This window comes from Actinomadura oligospora ATCC 43269 (assembly GCF_000518265.1).
Taxonomy (GTDB): domain Bacteria; phylum Actinomycetota; class Actinomycetes; order Streptosporangiales; family Streptosporangiaceae; genus Spirillospora; species Spirillospora oligospora.
On record NZ_JADG01000011.1, the window covers coordinates 349572 to 369932 of the forward strand.

Genomic DNA, 20361 nt, shown 5'->3' on the forward strand with positions numbered 1-20361 from the left:
GAAGTTCCGGACACGCCGAGCGAAGTCCCGCATTCTGTCCCCGCCACGTGCGAACGTGATTCGCGTCATAGCCGAGGAGGTCCCCCGTGTACTGCTCCACCTGCGGCGACGAGCGCCGGTTCGAGCGGACGCCGTGCCTCGACGGGCACGGAGCCGACTGTCCCGAGCGGGCCTGCGTCGAGTGCGGCGCGGCCGTGCTCGTCGGACCGGACTCCACACTCGGCGACCACGCGGTCGTCACGTCCGGCGACCAGGTGGACGTCACTCAGAGTGACGGCGGAACGTCCCGCCCCTCCCTGCCGGTGATCCCCGGCCCCCTCCCCTCGGCCTCCACCCCCACCTCTCCCACTCCCGCCTCGCCCGTGTCCATCCCCAACCCCACCTCCGCCCCTTCCGACCCCGCGTCCCACGAGCCGAGCCGAACGGAACGCGCCTCCGCGCGGGCCGTGGCCTGACCCCGACGCCACTGAAGACGAGACCTGTGCTGTGCCCCCAACCCCGCTCTCCCCGCCGCTCAGCGCGACCGGCGGTCCTCCCGGTGTGCCCGTGACCAGCGACGATCCGGCCGCCGAGCTGCTGCCGCCCCCGTTCGAGCGCGCCCGCGACGCGCTCCGGGCCGTGCTGGACGGCCCGTCGCCGCGCCCCGAACTCGATCTCGAGGACATGCCCGCCCCGCAGCGCCTGGCCCCCTACGCGGCCGCGCTGTCCGGCTCCGTCTACCGCGACGACGACACCGAGGTCGCCTCCGGGCGGCTGATCGTCCTGTACGACCCCGCGGGCCGGGACGGCTGGGAGGGCAGCTTCCGGATCGTCGCCTACATCCGCGCCGACCTCGAGCCGGAGTTCGCCGCCGACGAGCTGATCGGCTCGGTCGCGTGGAGCTGGCTGCTGGAGGCGCTCGAGCCCGCCGGGTACACCGCGGTGTCGGGAACGATCACCCGCGCGGTGTCGGAGAGTTTCGGCGACAAGAGCGACGAGCCGTCCGCGACCGAGCTGGAGCTGCGCGCGTCCTGGTCCCCGACCGACTCCGGTTCGGGCATCGACATGGCCGGACACGTGGCCGCATGGTGCGAGGTCATGAGCACGACGGCGGGCCTGCCGCCCGCCGGGGTCACCGCGCTGCCGGACGGCTCCGGCGGCACGGGCCGCTGAGCGACGTACGGTAGGGGCGTGGGAAGCAGAGCGCCGGGCACCGAGACCGCCGGGGAGAACACCGAGACCGTGGGAGCGTCCGAGACACCGCAGACCGCCGCGCGGACGGGCACGACCGGGCCCGCGGGCGCGGACGACGCCGGATCCGCCGGAGCCGCGACGGGTCCGCCCGCCCGGGCCGCCGGGCACGCGGGCCCCGGCTCGCCGTCCGGCGGCGTCCGCGCCGAGGTGGACACCGAGGAGCGGGTCGCGACGCCGCTGCTGGAACCCCGGGAGGGCGTGCCGCCGGTGCTGGGCGACGCGTCCGGGCTGGCCCGGGTCGTCGAGGCGTTCGCGCGCGGGGCCGGGCCGGTGGCGGTGGACGCCGAGCGCGCGTCCGGCTACCGGTACGGGCAGCGGGCGTACCTGATCCAGCTGCGCCGCGCGGGCGCGGGGACGGCGCTGATCGACCCGATCGAGTGCCCCGACCTGACCGGGCTGAACGCGGCGCTGGCCGACACCGAGATGGTGCTGCACGCCGCCAACCAGGATCTGCCCTGCCTCGCCGAGGTCGGGCTGAAGCCGGCGACGCTGTTCGACACCGAGCTGGCCGGGCGGCTGCTCGGCTACCCCCGGGTCGGGCTCGGCTCGATCGTCGAGAACGTCCTCGGGTTCGCCCTGGAGAAGGGCCACTCGGCTGCGGACTGGTCGACCCGTCCCCTGCCGGAGGACTGGCTGAAGTACGCGGCGCTGGACGTCGAGCTGCTGGTGGAGCTGCGCGACGCGCTGCACGAGGAGCTCGAGCGCACCGGCAAGCTGCCGTGGGCGCTGGAGGAGTTCGCCGCGATCCTGGCGACGCCGCCGAAGACGCCGCGCGCCGACCCGTGGCGCCGGACGTCCGGCATCCACCGGGTGCGGAACCGGCGCGCGCTGGGGATCGTCCGCGAGGTCTGGGAGACCCGCGACCGGATCGCGCAGGAGCGGGACCTGTCGCCCGGCCGCGTCCTGCAGGACGCCGCGATCGTCGAGCTCGCGATGAAGGCGCCGAAGACCCCCGCCGAACTGCTCGCCCTGCCGACCATGAAGGGCCGTGGCGCCCGCCGCCACCAGTCGGCGTGGCTGCGCGCGGTGTCCCGGGCGCGGGGCCTGCCCGAGCGCGGCCTGCCCGAGGCGAACCTCCCCGGCGACGGCCCGCCCCCCGCGCACCGCTGGGCCGAGCGCGACCCGGCCGCCGCCGCGCGGCTCACCGCCGCCCGCGCCGTCGTCACGACCCTGTCGGAGCAGTACACCGTCCCGGCCGAGAACCTGATGCAGCCGGACGCGGTGCGCCGCCTGTCGTGGTCGCCGCCGCCCGGCCCGGTCGCCGCCGAGCCGCTCGCCGACGCCCTGCGCGGCCTCGGCGCGCGCGAGTGGCAGATCGGGCTGGTGGTGCCGCCGCTGACGAGGGCCTGGAGCGAGCTCTAGGCGGGCCTCGCCGCCGCGCTGGCACCGCACCGGCCCCCGAACGGGCACCGCGCCAGCACCGCGCTGGCACCGCCGGACCTCGCCGTCGGGTCAGATCACAGGGACCCCCTGTTGGGACAGGGGGCGATTTAGGTTAGCTTTGCCTAAGCATCCTGGTTCGCCGCAGGGAACCCGTCCCGTGGCCCGACCCCCGAGGAGCGTGGCGATGCTACTGGGCAACTTCCTCATCGGACTGCGGGAGGGGCTCGAGGCGGCCCTCGTGGTCAGCATCCTGATCGCCTACCTGGTGAAGACCGGGCGGCGGGAGGCGCTGCTGCCGGTGTGGATCGGCATCGGCACGGCGATCGCGGTGTCGGTCGGGTTCGGGCTGGCGCTGTCCGCGGCGTCCTCGGAGATGCAGTTCAAGACCCAGGAGCTGTTCGGCGGGATCCTGTCGCTCATCGCGGTCGGCCTGGTCACCTGGATGGTGTTCTGGATGCGCCGCACGTCCCGGTTCATGAAGAAGGAGCTCGAGGGCAAGCTCGACAGCGCCCTGAACGTCGGGCCGGTCGCGCTCGGGACGGTCGCGTTCCTCGCCGTCGGCCGCGAGGGCCTGGAGACCGCGCTGTTCCTGTGGACCAACATCACCAGCTCGTCCGAGGGATCGACGCAGCCGATCGTCGGCGCGCTGCTCGGCCTGGCCTGCGCGGTCGCCCTCGGCTACCTGCTGTACCGGGGCGGGCTGAAGCTGAACCTCAAGCGCTTCTTCGCCTGGACGGGCGGCGCGCTGATCGTCGTCGCCGCCGGGGTCTTCGGCTACGGCTTCAAGGACCTCCAGGAGGCGGACGTCCTGCCCGGCCTGCACACCGTCTGGCTGGAGCCGCACGAGTTCTTCGCCAAGTTCGGCTCGGCGGGCGACTGGCTGCAGACCGCCTTCCAGGGCGTCCTGAACGTCACGCCGCAGATCACCGCGCTCCAGCTGATCACGTGGGCGCTGTACCTGGTCGTGGTGATGGGCTTCTTCCTGCGCCCGCAGGGCGGTCCCGGCCCGAAGAGCGCCCCGGCCAAGCCCGCCTCGGAGCCCGCCGCGTCCGCCTGAGGCGCTTTTCGGCCCCGCCCCCGGCTAGAGGTCGGGGAGCGGGTCGCGCGGGAGGATGCCGGGGTCGAACGCCTCGGCATCCGCCGCGTTGATCACCGGCACGTACTCGTCGTCCACCTCGAAGAACGCCCCGGCGAACTCGAAGCACGCGCCCGCGCCCGTCTCGACCGGCCCGATCCGGCGCTCGCGCGGGTAGCTGCCCCACACGCTGCTCGGACGCGTCCGGCTGAAGGCGCCGGTGCAGAGCACGGTGATCCGCTCGTCGGTCACCACGAACAGGAAGCCCGCGCCGCCGCCGTGGCTCAGCGCGGGGAACACGTAGCGGATCTCCACCTCGCCGCCGAGGAACTCCCGGCAGCGCCGGCGCAGCGGACCCGGCAGCGGCATGACGACGTCCGACCCTTCGCACTCCTGGGGACGGCCGGGCTGCCCGGCCATCCCCATCATGCCCGCCCTCCGCGCCGCCTGACCACCACGTCGCGCGAGCCCGTGGCTCACGCCCGGGACGGCGATTCCGGCGGGCTCAGGCGGTCCGGGACGACCTTGCCGGTCGCGTTGCGCGGCAGCCCCCGGACGAGGTGGACGTCGCGCGGAACGGCGTACCGGGCGACCTCGGCGTGGACGTGGGCGCGGACGGCCACCGGGTCGATCCGGGCACCCGGCCGGGGGACGATGTAGGCGGCGACGCGCTGGCCCCAGTCGGCGTCCGGGACGCCGACGACGGCGACCTCGTGGATCTCGGGCATCCGCAGCAGGGCGTCCTCGACGTCGCGCGGAACGATGTTCTCGCCGCCGGAGACGATCACGCCGTCGGCGCGTCCGGCGACGAACAGCAGGCCGCGGCGGTCGACGCGGCCGAGATCGCCGGTGGCGAGCAGGCCGTCCCGGACGGGCAGCGGCTCGCCACCCGTGTACCCCTCGAAGAGCAGCTCGTTGGCCGCGTGGATGTGGCCGATCTCGCCGCGCGGGACCGTCCGGCCGCCGGAGTCCAGGATCGACAGCGACGTCCCGGCGGGGGGACGGCCCGCCGTGCGGGGGTCGAGCCGCAGGTCGCGCGGGGTCGCGATGGACACCCAGGACGTCTCGGTCGAGCCGTACACGTTGTAGAGGCGGTCGCCGAACGCGTCCATGAACCGGACGGCGAGGTCGCCCGGCAGGGCGGATCCGCTGACGGCGACGATCCGGAGCGTGGACGCGGTGTCGTGCCGGGCGCGCGTCGCCTCGGGCAGGTCCAGGATGCGCTGGAGCATGACCGGGACGGCGAACAGGACGGCGTCGGGCCGCGCGGCGACGGCGGCGAGCGTCCGCTGGGGGTCGAACCGGCGGTGCAGGACGACCGGGGCGTGCAGCGCCCACGCCATCTGGAGCGCCGCGTATCCCCACATGTGGAACAGCGGGGCCTCGACGACCATGGTCTGCCGGGACCGCAGCGGGATCCGGGACGCCATCGACGCCAGCGGCCACAGCCCCGGCCGGGGCGGGCGGCGCGCTCCCCGGGGCCGTCCCATGGTGCCGGAGCTGAGCATGATCGTCCGGCTCTGCACCTGCGGCGGCCCGGACGGCCGGGACGGCGTCGCCTCGATGATCCGCCCGATCGTCGCCGCCGGGGTCGTCGCGAGCGCCCCGGCCCGCAGGGAGGGGTTCGACGCCGCGGCGTCCTCCGGGACCGGGGCGGGCAGGGGCGCGACCCCGCGCGGCAGCCCTCCCGTGCCCGCCGCGTTCGCGTCCGGCGCGGGCGGGTCAGGGAGGGCCGGGCGGAGGCGGTTGCCGCTCAGGGGGGTGGACGGGGCGTGGTCGGCCCACAGGACGCGGCGGCGGAGCGCGACCGGGACGGCCGACAGCAGCGGCTCGAACTCGGCGTCCGCGATGATCAGGTCCATGCGCAGCTCGGACAGGACGGCGCGCAGCCGTCCCGCGCCGAAGCCGGTGTTCAGCGGGACGACCTCGGCGCCGCGGCGGCTGCACGCGACCAGGGACAGCACCAGGCCGCGGTGGTTGCGGCAGAGCAGCCCGACGCGCGGGCGGGGCCCGGCCAGGGGCAGGCCGTCGGCGAGCCTCGCGGACCGGTCGTCCAGCTCGGCGAAGGTGAGTTCGCCGTGGTCGTCGGCCAGGGCTAGGCGGTCGGGGACGCGGGCGGCGGCGGCCACCAGGAGCCCGGCGAGGGTGGTGCCCCAGGTGCGGAGCGCGCCCATCTGGGACAGGACACGGTGCGGCGGGCCCGCGACGAGGCCGGTGCGGAGCAGCATGCCGGTGAGGTCACGCGCGTGCCCGAGCCTGCGGCGCAGACCGGGGCGGTAGGCGGGCCTCGCGTGCGTCACCGGCGTCCTCCTCGGTGCGTCACCGTCAAGGTAACCGGCGGGACGGAGGGGAACAAGGGACGTCCGGGGCGGCCTCGCGTCCGGAACGTCCGGTTCTCCGAGGCCGGGCGTCCGGGACCGCGTGGCAGACTGGACGGGACTGATCGGCAGGATCGGCGGACCGGTTCCCGGGAGGTGCCGCGTGGCGAGTGCGGACGGACGGCGGGCTTCGGGCGCGCTGGAGACCGAGATCATGTCGGTGCTCCAGAGGGCCGGGCGACCGCTCTCCACGGCCGAGGTCCAGGGGCTGCTCCCCGACGAGCTCGCCTACTCCACGGTCGTCACGATCCTGACCCGCATGCACGACAAGGGCCTGCTCGTGCGCGCGAAGGCCGGGCGCGCGTTCCAGTACGCGCCGGTCAGCGACGAGCCGGGGCTCGTGGCGCGGCGCATGCACCAGGCCCTCGAGGAGCGTCCGGACCGGCACATGGTGCTGGCCCGCTTCGTCGACACCCTCTCCGACCAGGACGAACGTCTCCTCCGCGCGCTCCTCGAAGGACGCCCGGAATGATCGCCACGGCGTCGGGACGGCGGGACGCCGGGCGGCGGGGGGCCTGATGACCGACCCGGACACCTACCTCGCGCTGCTGCTTCCGGCGGTCGCGGCCCTGGCGGCCCGGCCGCTGTCCGGACGGCTGGCCCCGCGCACGGCGACGTGGCTGCTGACCGGGACGGCCGTCGCGCTGGCCGTGGCGAGCCTGGCGACGCTGGCGGTCTCGGCGCTGGGCAGCGCGCTGCGGCTGGCGCCGATCGCGGCGCTCGGGCACATGTCCGAGGCGGTGCTGCGGCGCGCGCCCCGGACCGACCCGGTGTACGGGACCGCGGCGGCCGTCCTGCTGACGCTGTGCCTGGTCGCGGTGGCCTGCGTGGCCGTCCGGCAGGGGTATCGGCTGGTGGCGTCCGCGCGGACGGCCCGCTCCCTGCCCGGCGACGGCCTGGTCGCGATCGTGGACGATCCGGAGGCCGAGGCGTTCGCCCTGCCCGGACGGCCCGGACGCGTCGTCGTCACCACCGGCATGCTGGACGTCCTGACCTCGGCGCAGCGCGCCGCGCTGATCGCGCACGAGCGGGCGCACCTGGCCGACCGGCACCACCTGTTCCGGGCCCTCACCACCGTCGCCGTCGCGGCGAACCCGCTGCTCTGGCCGCTGCGCGCGGCGGTCGTCTTCGCCACCGAGCGCTGGGCGGACGAGCGGGCGGCGGCGTCCATCGACGACCGCGAGCAGACCGCGCAGGCGATCGGACGCGCCGCGCTCGCCCACAACCGGCGTCCCCGGCTCGGCCACGCCGCCGCCCTCGGCATCGGCATCGGCGTCGGTTTCGGCCGGGACCTGGGCGTCGGCGTCGGACGGGCCGCGCGGCGGTTCGCCCGGCGGCCCGGACCGCTGCCCCGGCGGGTCGCGGCCCTGCTGGAGCCGCCTCCGGCCCGGCGTCCGCTGCTGATCGCCGCGCTGCTCGGGCTGGTCCTGGTGTCGCTGCTGGCCGCCCAGGACGCCGCGTTCGACCTGCACGAGCTGATCGAGCACGCCCAGGCCGCCGCCTAGCCCTCCCCGACCACCGGTCTCCGGAATCCGGTATCCGGTCTCCCCTGACGTCCGCGTCCCCTAAAATCTACATAGATGTAGATTTCAGTTCGGGGCGAGTTCACGGGAAACGGGGTCCGGGTGATCGAGAGGGCAGCGGCGGCGACGCTCGCCGGGCGCGACGCGTTCGACGCGGGGCTGTACCGCGCGGTGGTCGGCGTCTCCCACCACACGGGCGGGCTGAACGGCCTGGTCGGATGGTGGAGCGACTACGGACTGGCGCTGTTCGTCGTCCTCGCGGGGCTGGCCTGGTGGCGGGCCCGCGACAGGGGCCTCCGCGACGCCGTGATCGCCCTGTGGGTGCCCGGCGCGATGGTCACCGCCTTCGCGGTGAGCAGCGTTCTGAAGTTGATGATCCAGGAGCAGCGGCCGTGCCGCGCCATGCCCACGGTACACATCGCGGTCCCGTGCCCCGGCACGTCCGACTACTCCTTCCCGAGCAACCACGCCGTCCTGGCCGGGGCCGCGGCGGTCGCCGTCTGCTTCGCCGCCGGACGGCTCCTCGCCGCGATCGCCGTGGTCAACGCCCTGGTCATCGCCGCCTCGCGCGTGTACATCGGCGTCCACTACCCGCATGACGTGGCCGTCGGGCTCCTGGCGGGCGCGCTGGTCTCCGCCGCGGGCGCCCTGCTCCTGGCCCGGATCCTGGACCGGATCGTCCCGCCCCGCGCCGTGGGCCTACCCTCGAAATGATCTCCGGGAGCGGCCGTCCGGCCCGTCCCCACTGAGATTCGGGCCACGATTCGGGCCGGGGCGCGGTGTCGATGACGCGGAGGGGCGTTACCGACGAGTAGGATGGCGAGTTACCAGTGAGTAACCACCTTCCGAGGGAGGACGACCCGTGCCTCGTACCGCACGTGACGTCGTGTTCGTGGACGGCGTCCGGACGCCGTTCGGCAAGGCGGGCCCCAAGGGCCTGTACGCGGAGACCCGTGCGGACGACATGGTCGTCCGGGCCCTCCGCGAGCTGATGCGCCGCAACCCGTCCCTGCCGCCGGAGCGGGTGGACGAGGTCGCCGTCGCCGCCACCACGCAGACCGGCGACCAGGGCCTGACCATCGGCCGCAGCGCGGCCGTGCTCGCGGGCCTGCCCAAGACCGTCCCCGGCTACGCCATCGACCGGATGTGCGCGGGCGGGATGACGGCGGTCACCACGACCGCCGCCGGAATCTCCTTCGGCTCCTACGACGTCGTCCTCGCGGGCGGCGTCGAGCACATGGGCCGGCACCCGATGGGCGAGGGCGTCGACCCGAACCCGCGCTTCCTGGCCGACCGGCTCGTCGACCCGTCCGCGCTGGTCATGGGCACGACGGCGGAGAACCTGCACGACCGGTTCCCGCAGATCACCAAGGAGCGCGCGGACGCCTACGCCGTCCGCAGCCAGGAGAAGGTCGCCGCCGCCTACCAGGCCGGGAAGATCCAGCCCGACCTGGTGCCGACCGCGATCCGCTCCGCCGAGAAGGGCTGGGGCCTCGCCACCGAGGACGAGCCGCCGCGGCCGGGCACCTCCATGGAGGACCTCGCCAAGCTCAAGACCCCGTTCCGGGTGCACGGCAACGTCACCGCCGGGAACGCCGCGGGCCTGAACGACGGCGCGACGGCCTGCCTGCTCGCCGCCGAGGACGTGGCCCGCGAGCTCGGCCTCACCCCGCGCATGCGGCTGGTCGACTTCGCCTTCGCGGGCGTCGAGCCCGAGGTCATGGGCGTCGGCCCGGTCCCCGCGACCGAGAAGCTGCTCGCCCGCAACGCGCTCACCATGGACGACATCGGCCTCATCGAGATCAACGAGGCGTTCGCCGTCCAGGTGCTGGCGTTCCTGGAGCACTTCAAGATCGCCGACGACGACCCGCGCGTGAACCCGTGGGGCGGCGCGATCGCCTTCGGCCACCCGCTGGCCTCGTCCGGCGTCCGCCTGATGACCCAGCTCTCGCGGCTGTTCGAGGAGCGGACCGACGTCCGCTACGGCCTGACCACGATGTGCGTCGGCATGGGCATGGGCGGCACCGTCCTCTGGGAGAACGTGAACTGGGAGGGCGACAAGTGAGCGCCGGAATCACCGAGATCTTCAAGGGCGAGGTCGTCACGCACGCCCGCGTCCGCGACGTCCAGCTTCCGTTCGGCGCGGGCACGCTCGCGCTGATCACCCTGGACAACGGCTTCGACCACACCAAGCCGAGCACGTTCGGGCCGGGCGGCCTGACCGAGCTGAACGCCGCGATCGACACGATCGCCGGACGCGACGACATCGTCGCCGTCGGTGTGACCGGCAAGCCGTTCATCTTCGCGGTCGGCGCGGACCTCAAGGGCGTCCCGCTGGTCGAGAGGCGTGAGGACGCGCTCGCCATCGGCAAGCTCGGCCACGACGTGTTCCGCCGCCTCGGCGAGCTGAACGTCCCGTCGTTCGCGTACTACAACGGCGCGGCGATGGGCGGCGGCGTCGAGATCGGCCTGCACTGCACCTACCGGACGGTCTCCCGCAACGTCCCGGCGATGAGCCTGCCCGAGGCGTTCCTCGGCCTGGTGCCGGGCTGGGGCGGCACCTACCTGCTGCCGAACCTGATCGGCGCCGAGAAGGCCCTCAAGGTCGTCATCGACAACCCGCTCGCCCAGAACAAGCAGCTCAAGGGCCAGCAGGCGTACGACCTCGGCATCGCCGACGCGATCTTCGACGCCGCCGACTTCCTCGAGGAGTCGCTGTCGTGGACCGCCCGCGTCCTCAAGGGCGAGATCGAGGTCAGGCGCGCCGAGGTCGACAAGGGCAAGGCGTGGGACGACGCGGTCAACATGGCCCGCTGGACGCTGGAGGGCAAGCTGCACGGCGCGGCCCCGTCCTACGTCCGCGCGCTCGACCTGGTCGCCGCCGCCAAGGACCGCAGCCGTGACGAGGGCTTCGCCGCCGAGGACGAGGCGCTCGCCGACCTCATCATGAGCGACGAGCTGCGCGCCGGCCTGTACGCGTTCGACCTGGTGCAGAAGCGCGCCAAGCGTCCCGCGGGCGCGCCGGACAAGGCCCTGGCCCGCAAGGTCACCAAGGTCGGCGTCGTCGGCGCGGGCCTGATGGCCTCGCAGCTTGCGCTGCTGTTCGCCCGCCGCCTGGAGGTCCCGGTCGTGCTGACCGACCTCGACCAGGAGCGCCTGGACAAGGGCGTCGGCTACGCGCACGGCGAGATCGACAAGCTGCTCGGCAAGGGCCGGATCTCGGCCGACAAGGCCAACCGGCTCAAGGGCCTGATCAGCGGCTCGCTGACCAAGGACGCCTTCGCCGACGCGGACCTGGTCATCGAGGCCGTGTTCGAGGAGATGTCGGTCAAGCAGAAGGTGTTCGCCGAGGTGGAGGAGCACGTCTCCCCCGAGGCGATCCTCGCGACCAACACCTCCTCGCTGTCGGTGACGGAGATGGCGAGCAAGCTGAAGCACCCCGAGCGGGTCGTCGGCTTCCACTTCTTCAACCCGGTCGCGATCCTGCCGCTGCTGGAGATCGTCCGCGGCGAGAGGACCGACGACGCGGCGCTCGCGACCGCGTTCGCGGTCGGCAAGACGCTGAAGAAGTCCTGCGTGCTGGTCAAGGACGCCCCGGCGTTCGTGGTCAACCGGATCCTGCTGCGCCTGATGGCGGAGATCATCCAGACCGTGGACGAGGGCACCCCGATCGAGGTCGCCGAGCGCGCCGCGAACCCGCTGGGCCTGCCGATGCCGCCGTTCGTCCTCATGGGCCTGGTCGGCCCGGCGATCGCGCTGCACGTCAACGAGACGCTGCACGGCGCGTTCCCGGAGCGGTTCCCGCTGTCGGAGAAGTTCGGCAAGTTCGTGGCGGCGGGGAAGCGGGGCGTCTACCTGCCCGACTTCACCGTCGACCCCGAGGCCGTGGAGCTGTTCGGCGGCGGCGACAGGCCGTCCACCGAGGAGCAGGTCCTGGAGCGGGCGCTGAAGGCCCTCGCCGAGGAGATCCGGCTCATGCTGGACGAGGGCGTCGTGGCCGCGCCCGAGGACATCGACCTGTGCATGATCCTCGGCGCCGGCTGGCCGTTCCACCTGGGCGGGATCACCCCGTACCTGGACCGCAGCGGCATCGCCGAGCAGGTGACCGGCCGCCGCTTCCTGGAGCCCGGCGTGGCGTCCCTGCCCGCCTGAACCCGGCCCGCCTGAAAAAGGCCGCCTGAAAGGGCGCGCCTGAAAGACGACGCACGCGTCAACAGCGCGAGCGCGTTCGCGTCGCGCCAACCGCGCCGGCGTGACGGAAATGCCGTCCCGAACCATCGGGACGGCATTTTCGCGTTTTCTTTGGGCATCCCGGACGGGCCGGAGTTTTGGCGGGCCGTGATCCCGCCTAAAACCTCTGTATCGCCCCACGGGCGCGCGCCGTCACCAGCCGAAAGGACGCCAGGTGGACCTGTTCCGGACGAAGTCGGTCGAGCAGTCGATCAACGACACCGAGGTCAAGGAGCACCGGCTGAGCCGGGAACTGGGCGCGCTGGACCTGGTCGTGTTCGGCGTCGGCGTCATCATCGGGACGGGCATCTTCGTGCTCACCGGCCAGGTCGCCCGGGACAAGGCCGGGCCCGCGGTGGCGATCTCGTTCGTGCTGGCCGCCGTGGTGTGCGGCCTGGCGGCGCTCTGCTATGCCGAGTTCTCCTCGACCGTCCCGGTGGCGGGGTCGGCCTACACCTTCTCCTACGCCACGCTCGGCGAGCTCCCGGCCTGGATCATCGGCTGGGACCTGATCCTGGAACTGGCGCTCGGCGCGGCCGTGGTGTCGGTCGGCTGGTCCGGGTACATGGACTCGCTGCTGGCCAGCGCCGGGATCGGCCTGCCCGCGGCGATCCTGAATCCGCCGGGGCAGAACGGCGGGGTGCTGAACGTCCCGGCGGTGCTGATCGTCCTCGTGGTGACGGCGCTGCTCGTCACGGGCGTCAAGCTCTCCGCCCGGGTGAACGAGGTGGTCGTGGCGGTCAAGGTGACGATCGTGCTGCTGGTGATCTTCGCGGGGCTGTTCTTCGTCAAGGGCGCCAACTACCACCCGTTCATCCCGCCGTCGCAGGCGAACGAGTCGGTCTCGGGCGCCGCCGCGCCGCTCATCCAGGTGCTGTTCGGCATCAACCCGGTGTCGTTCGGCTGGCTCGGCATCTTCGCGGCGGTCTCCATCGTCTTCTTCGCCTACATCGGCTTCGACATCGTCGCCACGGCCGCCGAGGAGGCGCGGCAGCCGCAGCGGGACCTGCCGATCGGGCTGATCGGCTCGCTGATCATCACGGCCGTCCTGTACGTGGCGGTCTCGGTCGTCGTGGTCGGCATGCAGCACTACACCGAGCTCAGCGTCCAGGCGCCGCTCGCGGACGCGTTCAAGGCCGTCGGCCACCCGGGGTTCGCGACGGTCATCAGCGTCGGCGCTGTCGCGGGCCTCACCACGGTCGTGCTGATCATGCTGCTCGGGCAGAGCCGAGTGTTCTTCGCGATGAGCCGGGACGGCCTGCTCCCCGGCTGGCTCTCGGCCGTCCACCCGCGGTTCCGGACGCCCTACCGGTCGACGGTGATCATGGGCTGCATCGTCGCCGTCCTCGCCGGGCTGATCCCGCTCGCCAAGCTCGCCGAGCTGGTGAACATCGGCACGCTGTTCGCGTTCCTGGTCGTGTCGGCGGGCGTGATGGTGCTGCGCCGCACCCGGCCGGACCTGCCGCGCGCGTTCCGGACGCCGCTCGTCCCGCTCATCCCGGTGCTGTCCATCCTGGCCTGCCTGTTCGTCATGCTGAACCTGCCGCTCGAGACCTGGTACCGGTTCTTCGCCTGGATGGTGGTCGGCGTGATCGTCTACTTCGCCTACGGCCGCGCCCACTCCCGGCTCCAGCCAGCCCGGGACGAGGTGTGACGTCGCTCACGCTGTCACTTTCGCCGGCCGCGTGGGCACAATGGCCTCCATGACGGGACACCTGCGGGTCGCGGTCGTCGGTTCCGGTCCTGCCGGGCTGTACTCGGCCGAGGCCCTGCTGAAGCAGGCCGGTGCGGGGGTCCGTGTGGACGTGTTCGACCGGCTCCCGTCCCCCTACGGCCTGGTGCGGTACGGCGTCGCGCCGGACCACCCGTCCATCAAGTCGATCGCGAACTACCTCCAGGGCGTCCTGGAACGTCCCGGGGTGCGGTTCTTCGGCTGCGTGGAGCTCGGCCGGGACGTGACGCGCGCCGAGCTGCTCGACTGCTACGACGCCGTGATCTACTCGACCGGCGCGATGGTCGACCGCCACCTGGACATCCCCGGCGAGGACCTGCCCGGCAGCTTCGCCGCCACCGACTTCGTCAACTGGTACTGCGGCCACCCCGACGCCGCCGACCACAGCTTCGCGCTGGACGCCGAGGAGGTCGCCGTCATCGGCGTCGGGAACGTCGCCGTCGACGTCGTCCGCATCCTCGCCCGGACGGTGGACGAGCTGCGACCGACCGACGTGCCCGAGCAGGTCCTGGACGCGCTGTCGCGGAGCCGGGTGCGGCGCGTCCACATGATCGGGCGGCGCGGCCCGGCGCACGCCAAGTTCACCACCAAGGAGCTGCGCGAGCTCGGCACGCTCGCCGAGGCGTCCGTGCACGTCCCCCCGGCCGACCTGGACCTGGACGAGGCCGCCGCCGCGCTCGCCGAGGCCGACCGGCACGTGCGCGGGAACATCAAGGTCCTCAACGGCTGGACGGACGCGCACCGCGACCTGCCGCGCCGCATCGACGTCCGGTTCTGGCGCGCGCCCGCCGAGATCCTCGGCGGCGGACGCGTCGAGGGGCTGCGGCTGGAGCGCACCCGCCTGGACGGCACGGGACGCGTCACCGGCACCGGCGAGTTCGAGGAGCTGCCCGTCGGGATGGTGCTGCGGTCGGTCGGGTACCAGAGCGTCCCGCTGGCCGGGCTGCCGTTCGACGAGCGGAGCAAGGTCGTGCCGAACGACGGCGGACGCGTCCTCGGGCCGGACGGGTCCCCGCTCCCCCGCGAGTACGTGGCGGGCTGGGTCAAGCGCGGCCCGACCGGCGTCGTCGGGACGAACAAGTCCGACGCCGCCGAGACCGTCCGGAACCTGCTCGCCGACCTCGGGGACGCCCGCACCGAGCCCGTCCGGACCATCGAGGACCTGCTGGAACGCGGCGAGCAGCCCGCCGTCCGCTACGAGGACTGGCTCAGGCTCGACGCCGCGGAGATCGCCCTCGCCCGTTCCCTGAGCCGCGGCGAACGCGTGAAGCTGGCCCGCTGGGAGGCCATGCGCACCGCCTGCCGGGGCGTCTGACGCCCGCCCCGCCCGCCGGGCCCCGACTCCGATGACGCTCCGGGACGAGCCGGACGATCCGGGCGCGCCGTCCGGGCGGGCGGCGGAGAACCGGGGACGGACGTGTGAGCGAGGGGTTACCGTGCGTGTGTGATCGGTGGTCCTGAGCGGCGCGCCGGCCGAGGGCGCGTGGGCACCCCCGGCCGGACGGGGCGCGGGGCGTCAGTCGGTGGCGGCCTCGGCGTGCCGCCCTGCGTGCTCGGCGTGCTGTTCGGCGTGGGACGCGTTGCCGTGCCCGGTGAGGTGCGCCGTCGCGGAGGTGATCTCGCGGGCCAGGTCCTGCGGGGTGAGGCCGAGGTCGGCGAGGATCTGCGCGCGCGAGGCGTGGTCGAGGAACTCCTGCGCGATGCCGTAGGTGCGGACGGGGACGTCCACGGCGTGGTCGCGCAGCTCACGGGCGACGGCGTCGCCGACCGCGCCGGTGCGGCCGTTGTCCTCCACGACCGCGACCAGGGTGTGCTCGGCGGCGAGCCCGACCAGCGCCGGGTCGAGCGGCTTGACCCAGCGGGGGTCGACGACCGTGACGCCGATGCCCTGTGCGGCGATCAGCTCGGCGGCCTCCAGCGCCGTGGCGGCCAGGGATCCGGCGACCACGAGCAGCACGCGGGTGCCGTTCGCGCCGTCGTGCCGGGCCAGGACGTCCATCTCGCCGATCTTGCCGACGGCCGGGACGTCGGCGGCGACCGAGCCCTTCGGGTACCGGATCGCGGACGGGCCGTCCTCGATGGCGACGCACTCGCGGAGCAGCTCGCGCAGGCGCGTGCCGTCGCGCGGGACGGCGACGCGCATGCCCGGCACCAGCGACAGGATCGACAGGTCCCACATGCCGTTGTGGGACGCGCCGTCGTCGCCGGTCACGCCGGACCGGTCGAGCGCGAACGTCACGGGCAGCCGGTGGAGCGCCACGTCCATCAGGACCTGGTCGAACGCGCGGTTCAGGAAGGTCGCGTAGACCGCGAAGACCGGGTGCATGCCGCCGATCGCGAGCCCGGCGGCCGAGGTCGCGGCGTGCTGCTCGGCGATGCCGACGTCGTAGATGCGGTCCGGGAACGCCTCGGCGAACGGGGCGAGCCCGGTCGGGTGCAGCATCGCGGCGGTGATCGCGACCACGTCGGGGCGCTCGCCGCCGATCGCGACCATCTCCTCGCCGAACACCTTCGTCCAGCCGGGGGCGGCACCGGGCTTGGCGGGGGCCTTGCCGGTGGCGGGGTCGAACACGGGCGCGCCGTGCATGTGGTCCTCGTCGTTGGCGAGGGCGGGCTCGTAGCCCTGGCCCTTGCGGGTCAGCGCGTGGACGATCACCGGGCGGCCGTACGAGCGGGCCTTGCGCAGCGCGTGCTCCATCGCCTCGGTGTCGTGGCCGTCGATCGGGCCGACGTACTTCATGCCGAGGTCCTCGAACATGGCCTGCGGCTGGAGGACGTCCTTGATGCCCTTCTTCATGCCGTGCAGCGCCTCGTAGGCGACCGCGCCGACCACGGGGGCCTTCGGCACCGTCCGCTTGATCAGGTCGAGCGCGCGCTCGTAGCCCTGGGTGACGCGCAGGTCGGCGAGGTGGCTGGCCAGGCCGCCGATCGTCGGCGAGTAGGACCGGCCGTTGTCGTTGACGACGATGATCACCGGACGGTCCTGGCCGCCCGCGATGTTGTTGAGGGCCTCCCAGCACATGCCGCCGGTGAGCGCGCCGTCGCCGACGACCGCGACCACGGCCCGCTCGGACTCGCCGCGCAGCTGGAACGCCTTGGCGATGCCGTCGGCGTAGGAGAGCGCGGTCGAGGCGTGCGAGTTCTCGATCACGTCGTGCTCGGACTCGGCCTGGCTCGGGTACCCGGAGAGGCCGCCGCGCTGCCGGAGGGCCGAGAAGTCACGGCGTCCGGTCAGCAGCTTGTGGACGTACGCCTGGTGGCCGGTGTCGAACAGGATCCGGTCGCGAGGCGAGTCGAAGACGCGGTGCAGGGCGATGGTGAGCTCGACGGCGCCCAGGTTCGGCCCGAGGTGCCCGCCGGTCTTGGAGACCGCGTCCACCAGGAACTCACGGACCTCCCCGGCCAGGCGGGGCAGCAGCGTGGCGTCCAGTCGCCTGAGGTCTTCAGGACCCGTGATCGACTCCAGCAGGGTCACGCTTGTCAACTCCTCCATCAGGGGCTTTCGGGGGCCCCCGGTCGTCGGGCCGTTCCGAGTTTAGTGCGGCTTGACCGACCCGGTGCCCCGCCCCGGGGCCTGGGACGATTTCCGCACCGAATCGCCACAACCACCTATCGGACCACCATCTCCGGCCCACGGCCGCAGGCCGGGGTCACCATTTCCGACGAAAGGAACAGCGTGTCCGTTCACACCGAGGAGATCGTGCTGCTGAACGCCGCCGACGAGGCGATCGGGACGGCTCCGAAGCTGGCCAGCCACCACTGGGACACCCCCTACCACCTGGCGTTCTCCTGTTACGTGGCCGGCCCTGACGGCCGGGTGCTGATCACCCGCCGAGCGCTGGACAAGAAGACCTTCCCCGGCGTCTGGACGGGCAGCTGCTGCGGCCATCCGGCGCCCGGAGAGGGGCTGCGGGACGCCGTCCGGCGGCGCCTCTCGACCGAGCTGGGGCTCACCGCGGACACGATCACGTCCGTTCTGCCCGGTTTCCGGTACCGGGCGGTCGCCGACGACGGTGTGGTCGAGTACGAGCGCTGCCCGGTCGTCCGCGCGACCGTGACCGACACCACGCCCTCCCCCGCCCCGGGCGAGGTCGAGAACGCCGAGTGGTGGACGTGGAAGGAGTGCCTGGAGCTCGTGGGACGGCCCGAGGCGTCCCCCTGGTACCGGCTCCAGATGGCCGAGCTCGTGCCCCTCGGCGAACCCCTCGACTGGCCGGACGCGGGCCCGGACGGGCTGCCCCCGGCGCTCGCCTGGTGACGGCCGGACGGGCGTGGCGCGAGTGCCGGACCGGCACCGGGGAGGTTTCGGTGACTCAGATCACCGGAAGATCACTATTCGTGGTGTGGTGTTGACCTGACCACCGCTTGAACGGACGCTTGTTTCTCGGGTAACCGAAGGGACGAGCGATGCTGGGATCAAGGGTGCGTGCGCACCGGATTCGCGGGCGCGGCGGTCTCACCGCGTTGACGGCCGTCGCGCTCGGCGGGGCACTGGTCCTCGCCGGCTGCGGCGGCGGCGGTGACAAGAAGTCGTCGGACAAGTCCAAGGTCGAGGTCTTCTCCTGGTGGACCGGTCCCGGCGAGGCCGACGGCCTGGCCGCGATGAAGGCCGACTTCGAGAAGAACAACCCCGGCACCACGTTCGAGAACGCGGCCATCGCGGGCGGCTCGGGCACCCAGGCGAAGGCCGTGCTGGCCAGCCGCCTCCAGAACCGCAAGCCGCCGGACTCCTTCCAGGGCCACGCGGGCGCGGAGCTGCTGGACTACATCAAGGCCGGGCAGATCGAGCCGCTCAACTCGTTCTACGACGCGAACGGGATGACCAAGGTCTATCCCAGGCAGCTGCTCGACCAGATCAGCTACCAGGGCAAGATCTACTCGGTGCCGGTGAACATCCACCGGTCGAACATGCTCTGGTACAACCCGGCCGTGCTGAAGGAGGCGGGCATCGCCGCGCCGCCGAAGACGGTCGCGGAGTTCGTCGCCGACCTGAAGCTCGTGCAGTCCAAGACCAAGAAGGTGCCGCTGTCGCTCGGCGCGCAGTGGACCGCGGACCACCTGCTGGAGAGCGTCCTGCTCGGCGATCTCGGCACGGACGGCTACAACGCGCTGTGGAAGCCGGGCGCGGACTGGTCCGGCCCGCAGATGACCAAGGCGCTGGGCGACTACGCCGAGATCGTGAAGTACACCTCGGTCGAGGCGGCGTCCACCGACTGGCAGGGCGCGGCCAAGGCCGTGGTGGACGGCAAGGCCGCGTTCAACATCATGGGCGACTGGGCCTACGGCTACTTCACCGGCAGCGCCCCGAACGGGCTCGGCAAGAAGCTCGGCACGGACTTCAACTACGCGCCCTCGCCGGGCACGGACGGCACGTACCTGTGGCTGTCGGACAGCTTCACCCTGCCCAAGGGCGCTCCGCACCACGCGGGCGCGGAGGCGTGGCTGAAGGAGGCGGGCAGCAAGCAGGGCCAGGACCTCTTCAACCCGAAGAAGGGTTCCATCCCCGCGCGCACGGACGCCGACAAGAGCCTGTACACCGGTTACCTGGCCTACGCGCTCGCGCAGTGGGGCAACCCGTCGACCAAGCTGGCCGGGTCGATGTGGCACGGCGTGGTCGCCAACAACAAGTGGCACACCGACATCGACACGGCCGTCGGCCTGTTCCTCCAGAGCAAGGACGCCTCGAAGCTCCAGAAGGCGCTGGCGGACGCGGCCAAGAACGACGCGCAGTGACCCGAGTCCCCACCGCGCGCGGCTCGTCCGGGCGGACACGGCCGGCAGGCGGCCCGTCCGGGCGGCTGCGGCGGCTCGGCCGGGCGGGCTGGCTGCCCGGGCTGCTGCTGGTCACGCCGTCCATCGTCGCGATCGGCCTGTTCGTGTACGGGCTGATCTTCTGGAACGTGCGGGTCGCGGTGAGCGGCAAGCACGACGAGGTGTCGCCGTACAAGTTCGACAAGGGCAAGAACTTCGTCGACCTCTGGCACGAGCCGTCCTGGCCTGGGGCGGTGCGGCACGCGCTGGTCTTCACCGTCGTGTTCGTGGGCGGGGCGCTGCTGCTCGGCGCGTTCCTGGCGTTCCTGATGGAGAAGGGCATCCGGGGCGAGGCCGGGTTCCGGATCATCTACCTGTTCCCGATGGCGATCTCGTTCATCGCGTCCGGGGTGGTATGGCGGTGGCTGATGAACCCGGCGCCCGCCGACCGGGCGGTCGGGCTGAACCAGCTGTTCCACAAGGCCGGGCTCGGCGACCTGGCGAACTCCTGGTGGCAGGACCGCACGTGGGGCATGGCCGCGATGGCGATCCCCGCGATCTGGCAGATGTCCGGGTACGTGATGGCGCTGTACCTGGCCGGGTTCCGCAGCGTCCCGGACGACCTGCGGGAGGCGGCCCGGGTGGACGGCGCGTCCGAGTGGCAGGTCTACCGGTACGTGGTGTTCCCGCAGCTGCGGCCGGTGACGCTGTCCGCGCTGATCATCCTCGGGCACATCTCGCTGAAGGTGTTCGACCTGATCATGGCGATCGCGGGCAAGCAGATCATCACCTACGTCCCGGCGATCGCGACCTACGTCGAGGTGTTCGACCGGCACGACCCCGCGAACGGCGCGACGATCGCGACGTACCTGCTGCTGGCGGTCGCGGTGCTGGTCATCCCCTACCTGGTCTGGTCGGTGCGGACGGAGCGGACGCGGTGAGCACGGCGGACGCGGTGAGCACGGCCGACACGGTGAGCACGGCCTACGCGGTGAGTGTCATGGGCATGGCGGACGCGGTGAGGGCGGGGGCGGGGCTGTGAGCGCGGCGTCGGGG

General features: G+C 73.0%; 17 protein-coding genes. 14 read left to right on the top strand and 3 right to left on the bottom strand.

Annotation, left to right across the window (positions count from 1 at the left end; all coding sequences use genetic code 11):
- The first annotated feature begins 86 nt into the window (after nt 1-86).
- The 4 genes from P696_RS57480 to efeU all read left to right on the top strand — a co-directional run bounded on the left by P696_RS57480 (nt 87) and on the right by efeU (nt 3673).
- Entirely contained in the window at nt 87-455 is a 369-nt protein-coding gene (locus P696_RS57480; RefSeq protein WP_051467894.1) for a hypothetical protein, read from the top strand.
- Between the two features lie 91 nt (nt 456-546).
- Nucleotides 547-1152, top strand: coding sequence for a DUF3000 domain-containing protein (locus P696_RS0119735; RefSeq protein WP_084337845.1), 606 nt, complete (start codon nt 547-549; stop codon nt 1150-1152).
- Between the two features lie 228 nt (nt 1153-1380).
- Nucleotides 1381-2595, top strand: coding sequence for a ribonuclease D (locus P696_RS46790; protein WP_034485938.1), 1215 nt, complete (start codon nt 1381-1383; stop codon nt 2593-2595).
- 205 nt (nt 2596-2800) lie between these two features.
- Nucleotides 2801-3673 (top strand): iron uptake transporter permease EfeU, encoded by an 873-nt coding sequence (gene efeU / locus P696_RS0119745; protein WP_034485770.1) that lies wholly within the window; start codon nt 2801-2803, stop codon nt 3671-3673.
- 24 nt (nt 3674-3697) lie between these two features.
- On the opposite strand, the gene P696_RS0119750 is transcribed toward efeU, so the two are convergent.
- Nucleotides 3698-4120 (bottom strand): hypothetical protein, encoded by a 423-nt coding sequence (locus tag P696_RS0119750; protein WP_342669026.1) that lies wholly within the window; start codon nt 4118-4120, stop codon nt 3698-3700.
- A gap of 47 nt (nt 4121-4167) precedes the next feature.
- A complete protein-coding gene (locus P696_RS54600; protein WP_034485773.1) occupies nt 4168-5991 on the bottom strand; it encodes an AMP-binding protein in 1824 nt (607 codons plus the stop codon).
- Between the two features lie 181 nt (nt 5992-6172).
- Here P696_RS54600 and P696_RS0119760 point away from each other — a divergent pair, with 181 nt between their 5' ends.
- The 7 genes from P696_RS0119760 to P696_RS0119790 all read left to right on the top strand — a co-directional run bounded on the left by P696_RS0119760 (nt 6173) and on the right by P696_RS0119790 (nt 14869).
- A complete protein-coding gene (locus P696_RS0119760) occupies nt 6173-6541 on the top strand; it encodes a BlaI/MecI/CopY family transcriptional regulator (protein ID WP_026413676.1) in 369 nt (122 codons plus the stop codon).
- Nucleotides 6542-6587: 46 nt separating this feature from the next.
- Nucleotides 6588-7574: a M56 family metallopeptidase gene (locus P696_RS0119765; RefSeq protein ID WP_026413677.1), complete on the top strand. Its 987-nt coding sequence runs from the start codon at nt 6588-6590 to the stop codon at nt 7572-7574.
- Nucleotides 7575-7694: 120 nt separating this feature from the next.
- Nucleotides 7695-8306 (top strand): phosphatase PAP2 family protein, encoded by a 612-nt coding sequence (locus tag P696_RS46795; protein WP_084337815.1) that lies wholly within the window; start codon nt 7695-7697, stop codon nt 8304-8306.
- Nucleotides 8307-8454: 148 nt separating this feature from the next.
- Nucleotides 8455-9657 carry a thiolase family protein gene (locus P696_RS0119775; protein WP_026413678.1) on the top strand — a complete coding sequence of 401 codons (1203 nt, stop codon included), beginning with the start codon at nt 8455-8457 and terminating at the stop codon, nt 9655-9657.
- Entirely contained in the window at nt 9654-11744 is a 2091-nt protein-coding gene (locus P696_RS0119780; protein WP_026413679.1) for a 3-hydroxyacyl-CoA dehydrogenase NAD-binding domain-containing protein, read from the top strand. The genes P696_RS0119775 and P696_RS0119780 overlap by 4 nt, the downstream gene beginning before the upstream one ends.
- 253 nt (nt 11745-11997) lie before the next feature.
- A complete protein-coding gene (locus P696_RS0119785) occupies nt 11998-13476 on the top strand; it encodes an amino acid permease (protein ID WP_026413680.1) in 1479 nt (492 codons plus the stop codon).
- 49 nt (nt 13477-13525) lie between these two features.
- Complete coding sequence (locus tag P696_RS0119790) at nt 13526-14869, top strand: FAD-dependent oxidoreductase (protein WP_026413681.1); 1344 nt, start codon at nt 13526-13528, stop codon at nt 14867-14869.
- Between the two features lie 201 nt (nt 14870-15070).
- Here P696_RS0119790 and dxs read toward each other — a convergent pair whose 3' ends face one another.
- Nucleotides 15071-17029, bottom strand: a complete 1959-nt coding sequence (gene dxs / locus P696_RS46800) for a 1-deoxy-D-xylulose-5-phosphate synthase (RefSeq protein ID WP_051467895.1) — start codon at nt 17027-17029, stop codon at nt 15071-15073.
- Between the two features lie 201 nt (nt 17030-17230).
- Here dxs and idi point away from each other — a divergent pair, with 201 nt between their 5' ends.
- The 3 genes from idi (at nt 17231) to P696_RS0119810 (ending at nt 20246) form a co-directional block, all read left to right on the top strand.
- On the top strand, nt 17231-17812 hold the full coding sequence (gene idi, locus P696_RS0119800; protein ID WP_026413682.1) for an isopentenyl-diphosphate Delta-isomerase: 582 nt from the start codon (nt 17231-17233) through the stop codon (nt 17810-17812).
- A 149-nt stretch (nt 17813-17961) separates the two neighbouring features.
- Complete coding sequence (locus P696_RS0119805) at nt 17962-19287, top strand: ABC transporter substrate-binding protein (RefSeq protein ID WP_034485776.1); 1326 nt, start codon at nt 17962-17964, stop codon at nt 19285-19287.
- Nucleotides 19284-20246: an ABC transporter permease subunit gene (locus P696_RS0119810; RefSeq protein WP_026413684.1), complete on the top strand. Its 963-nt coding sequence runs from the start codon at nt 19284-19286 to the stop codon at nt 20244-20246. Before P696_RS0119805 ends, P696_RS0119810 begins: the two co-directional genes overlap by 4 nt.
- Nucleotides 20247-20361: the final 115 nt, after the last annotated feature.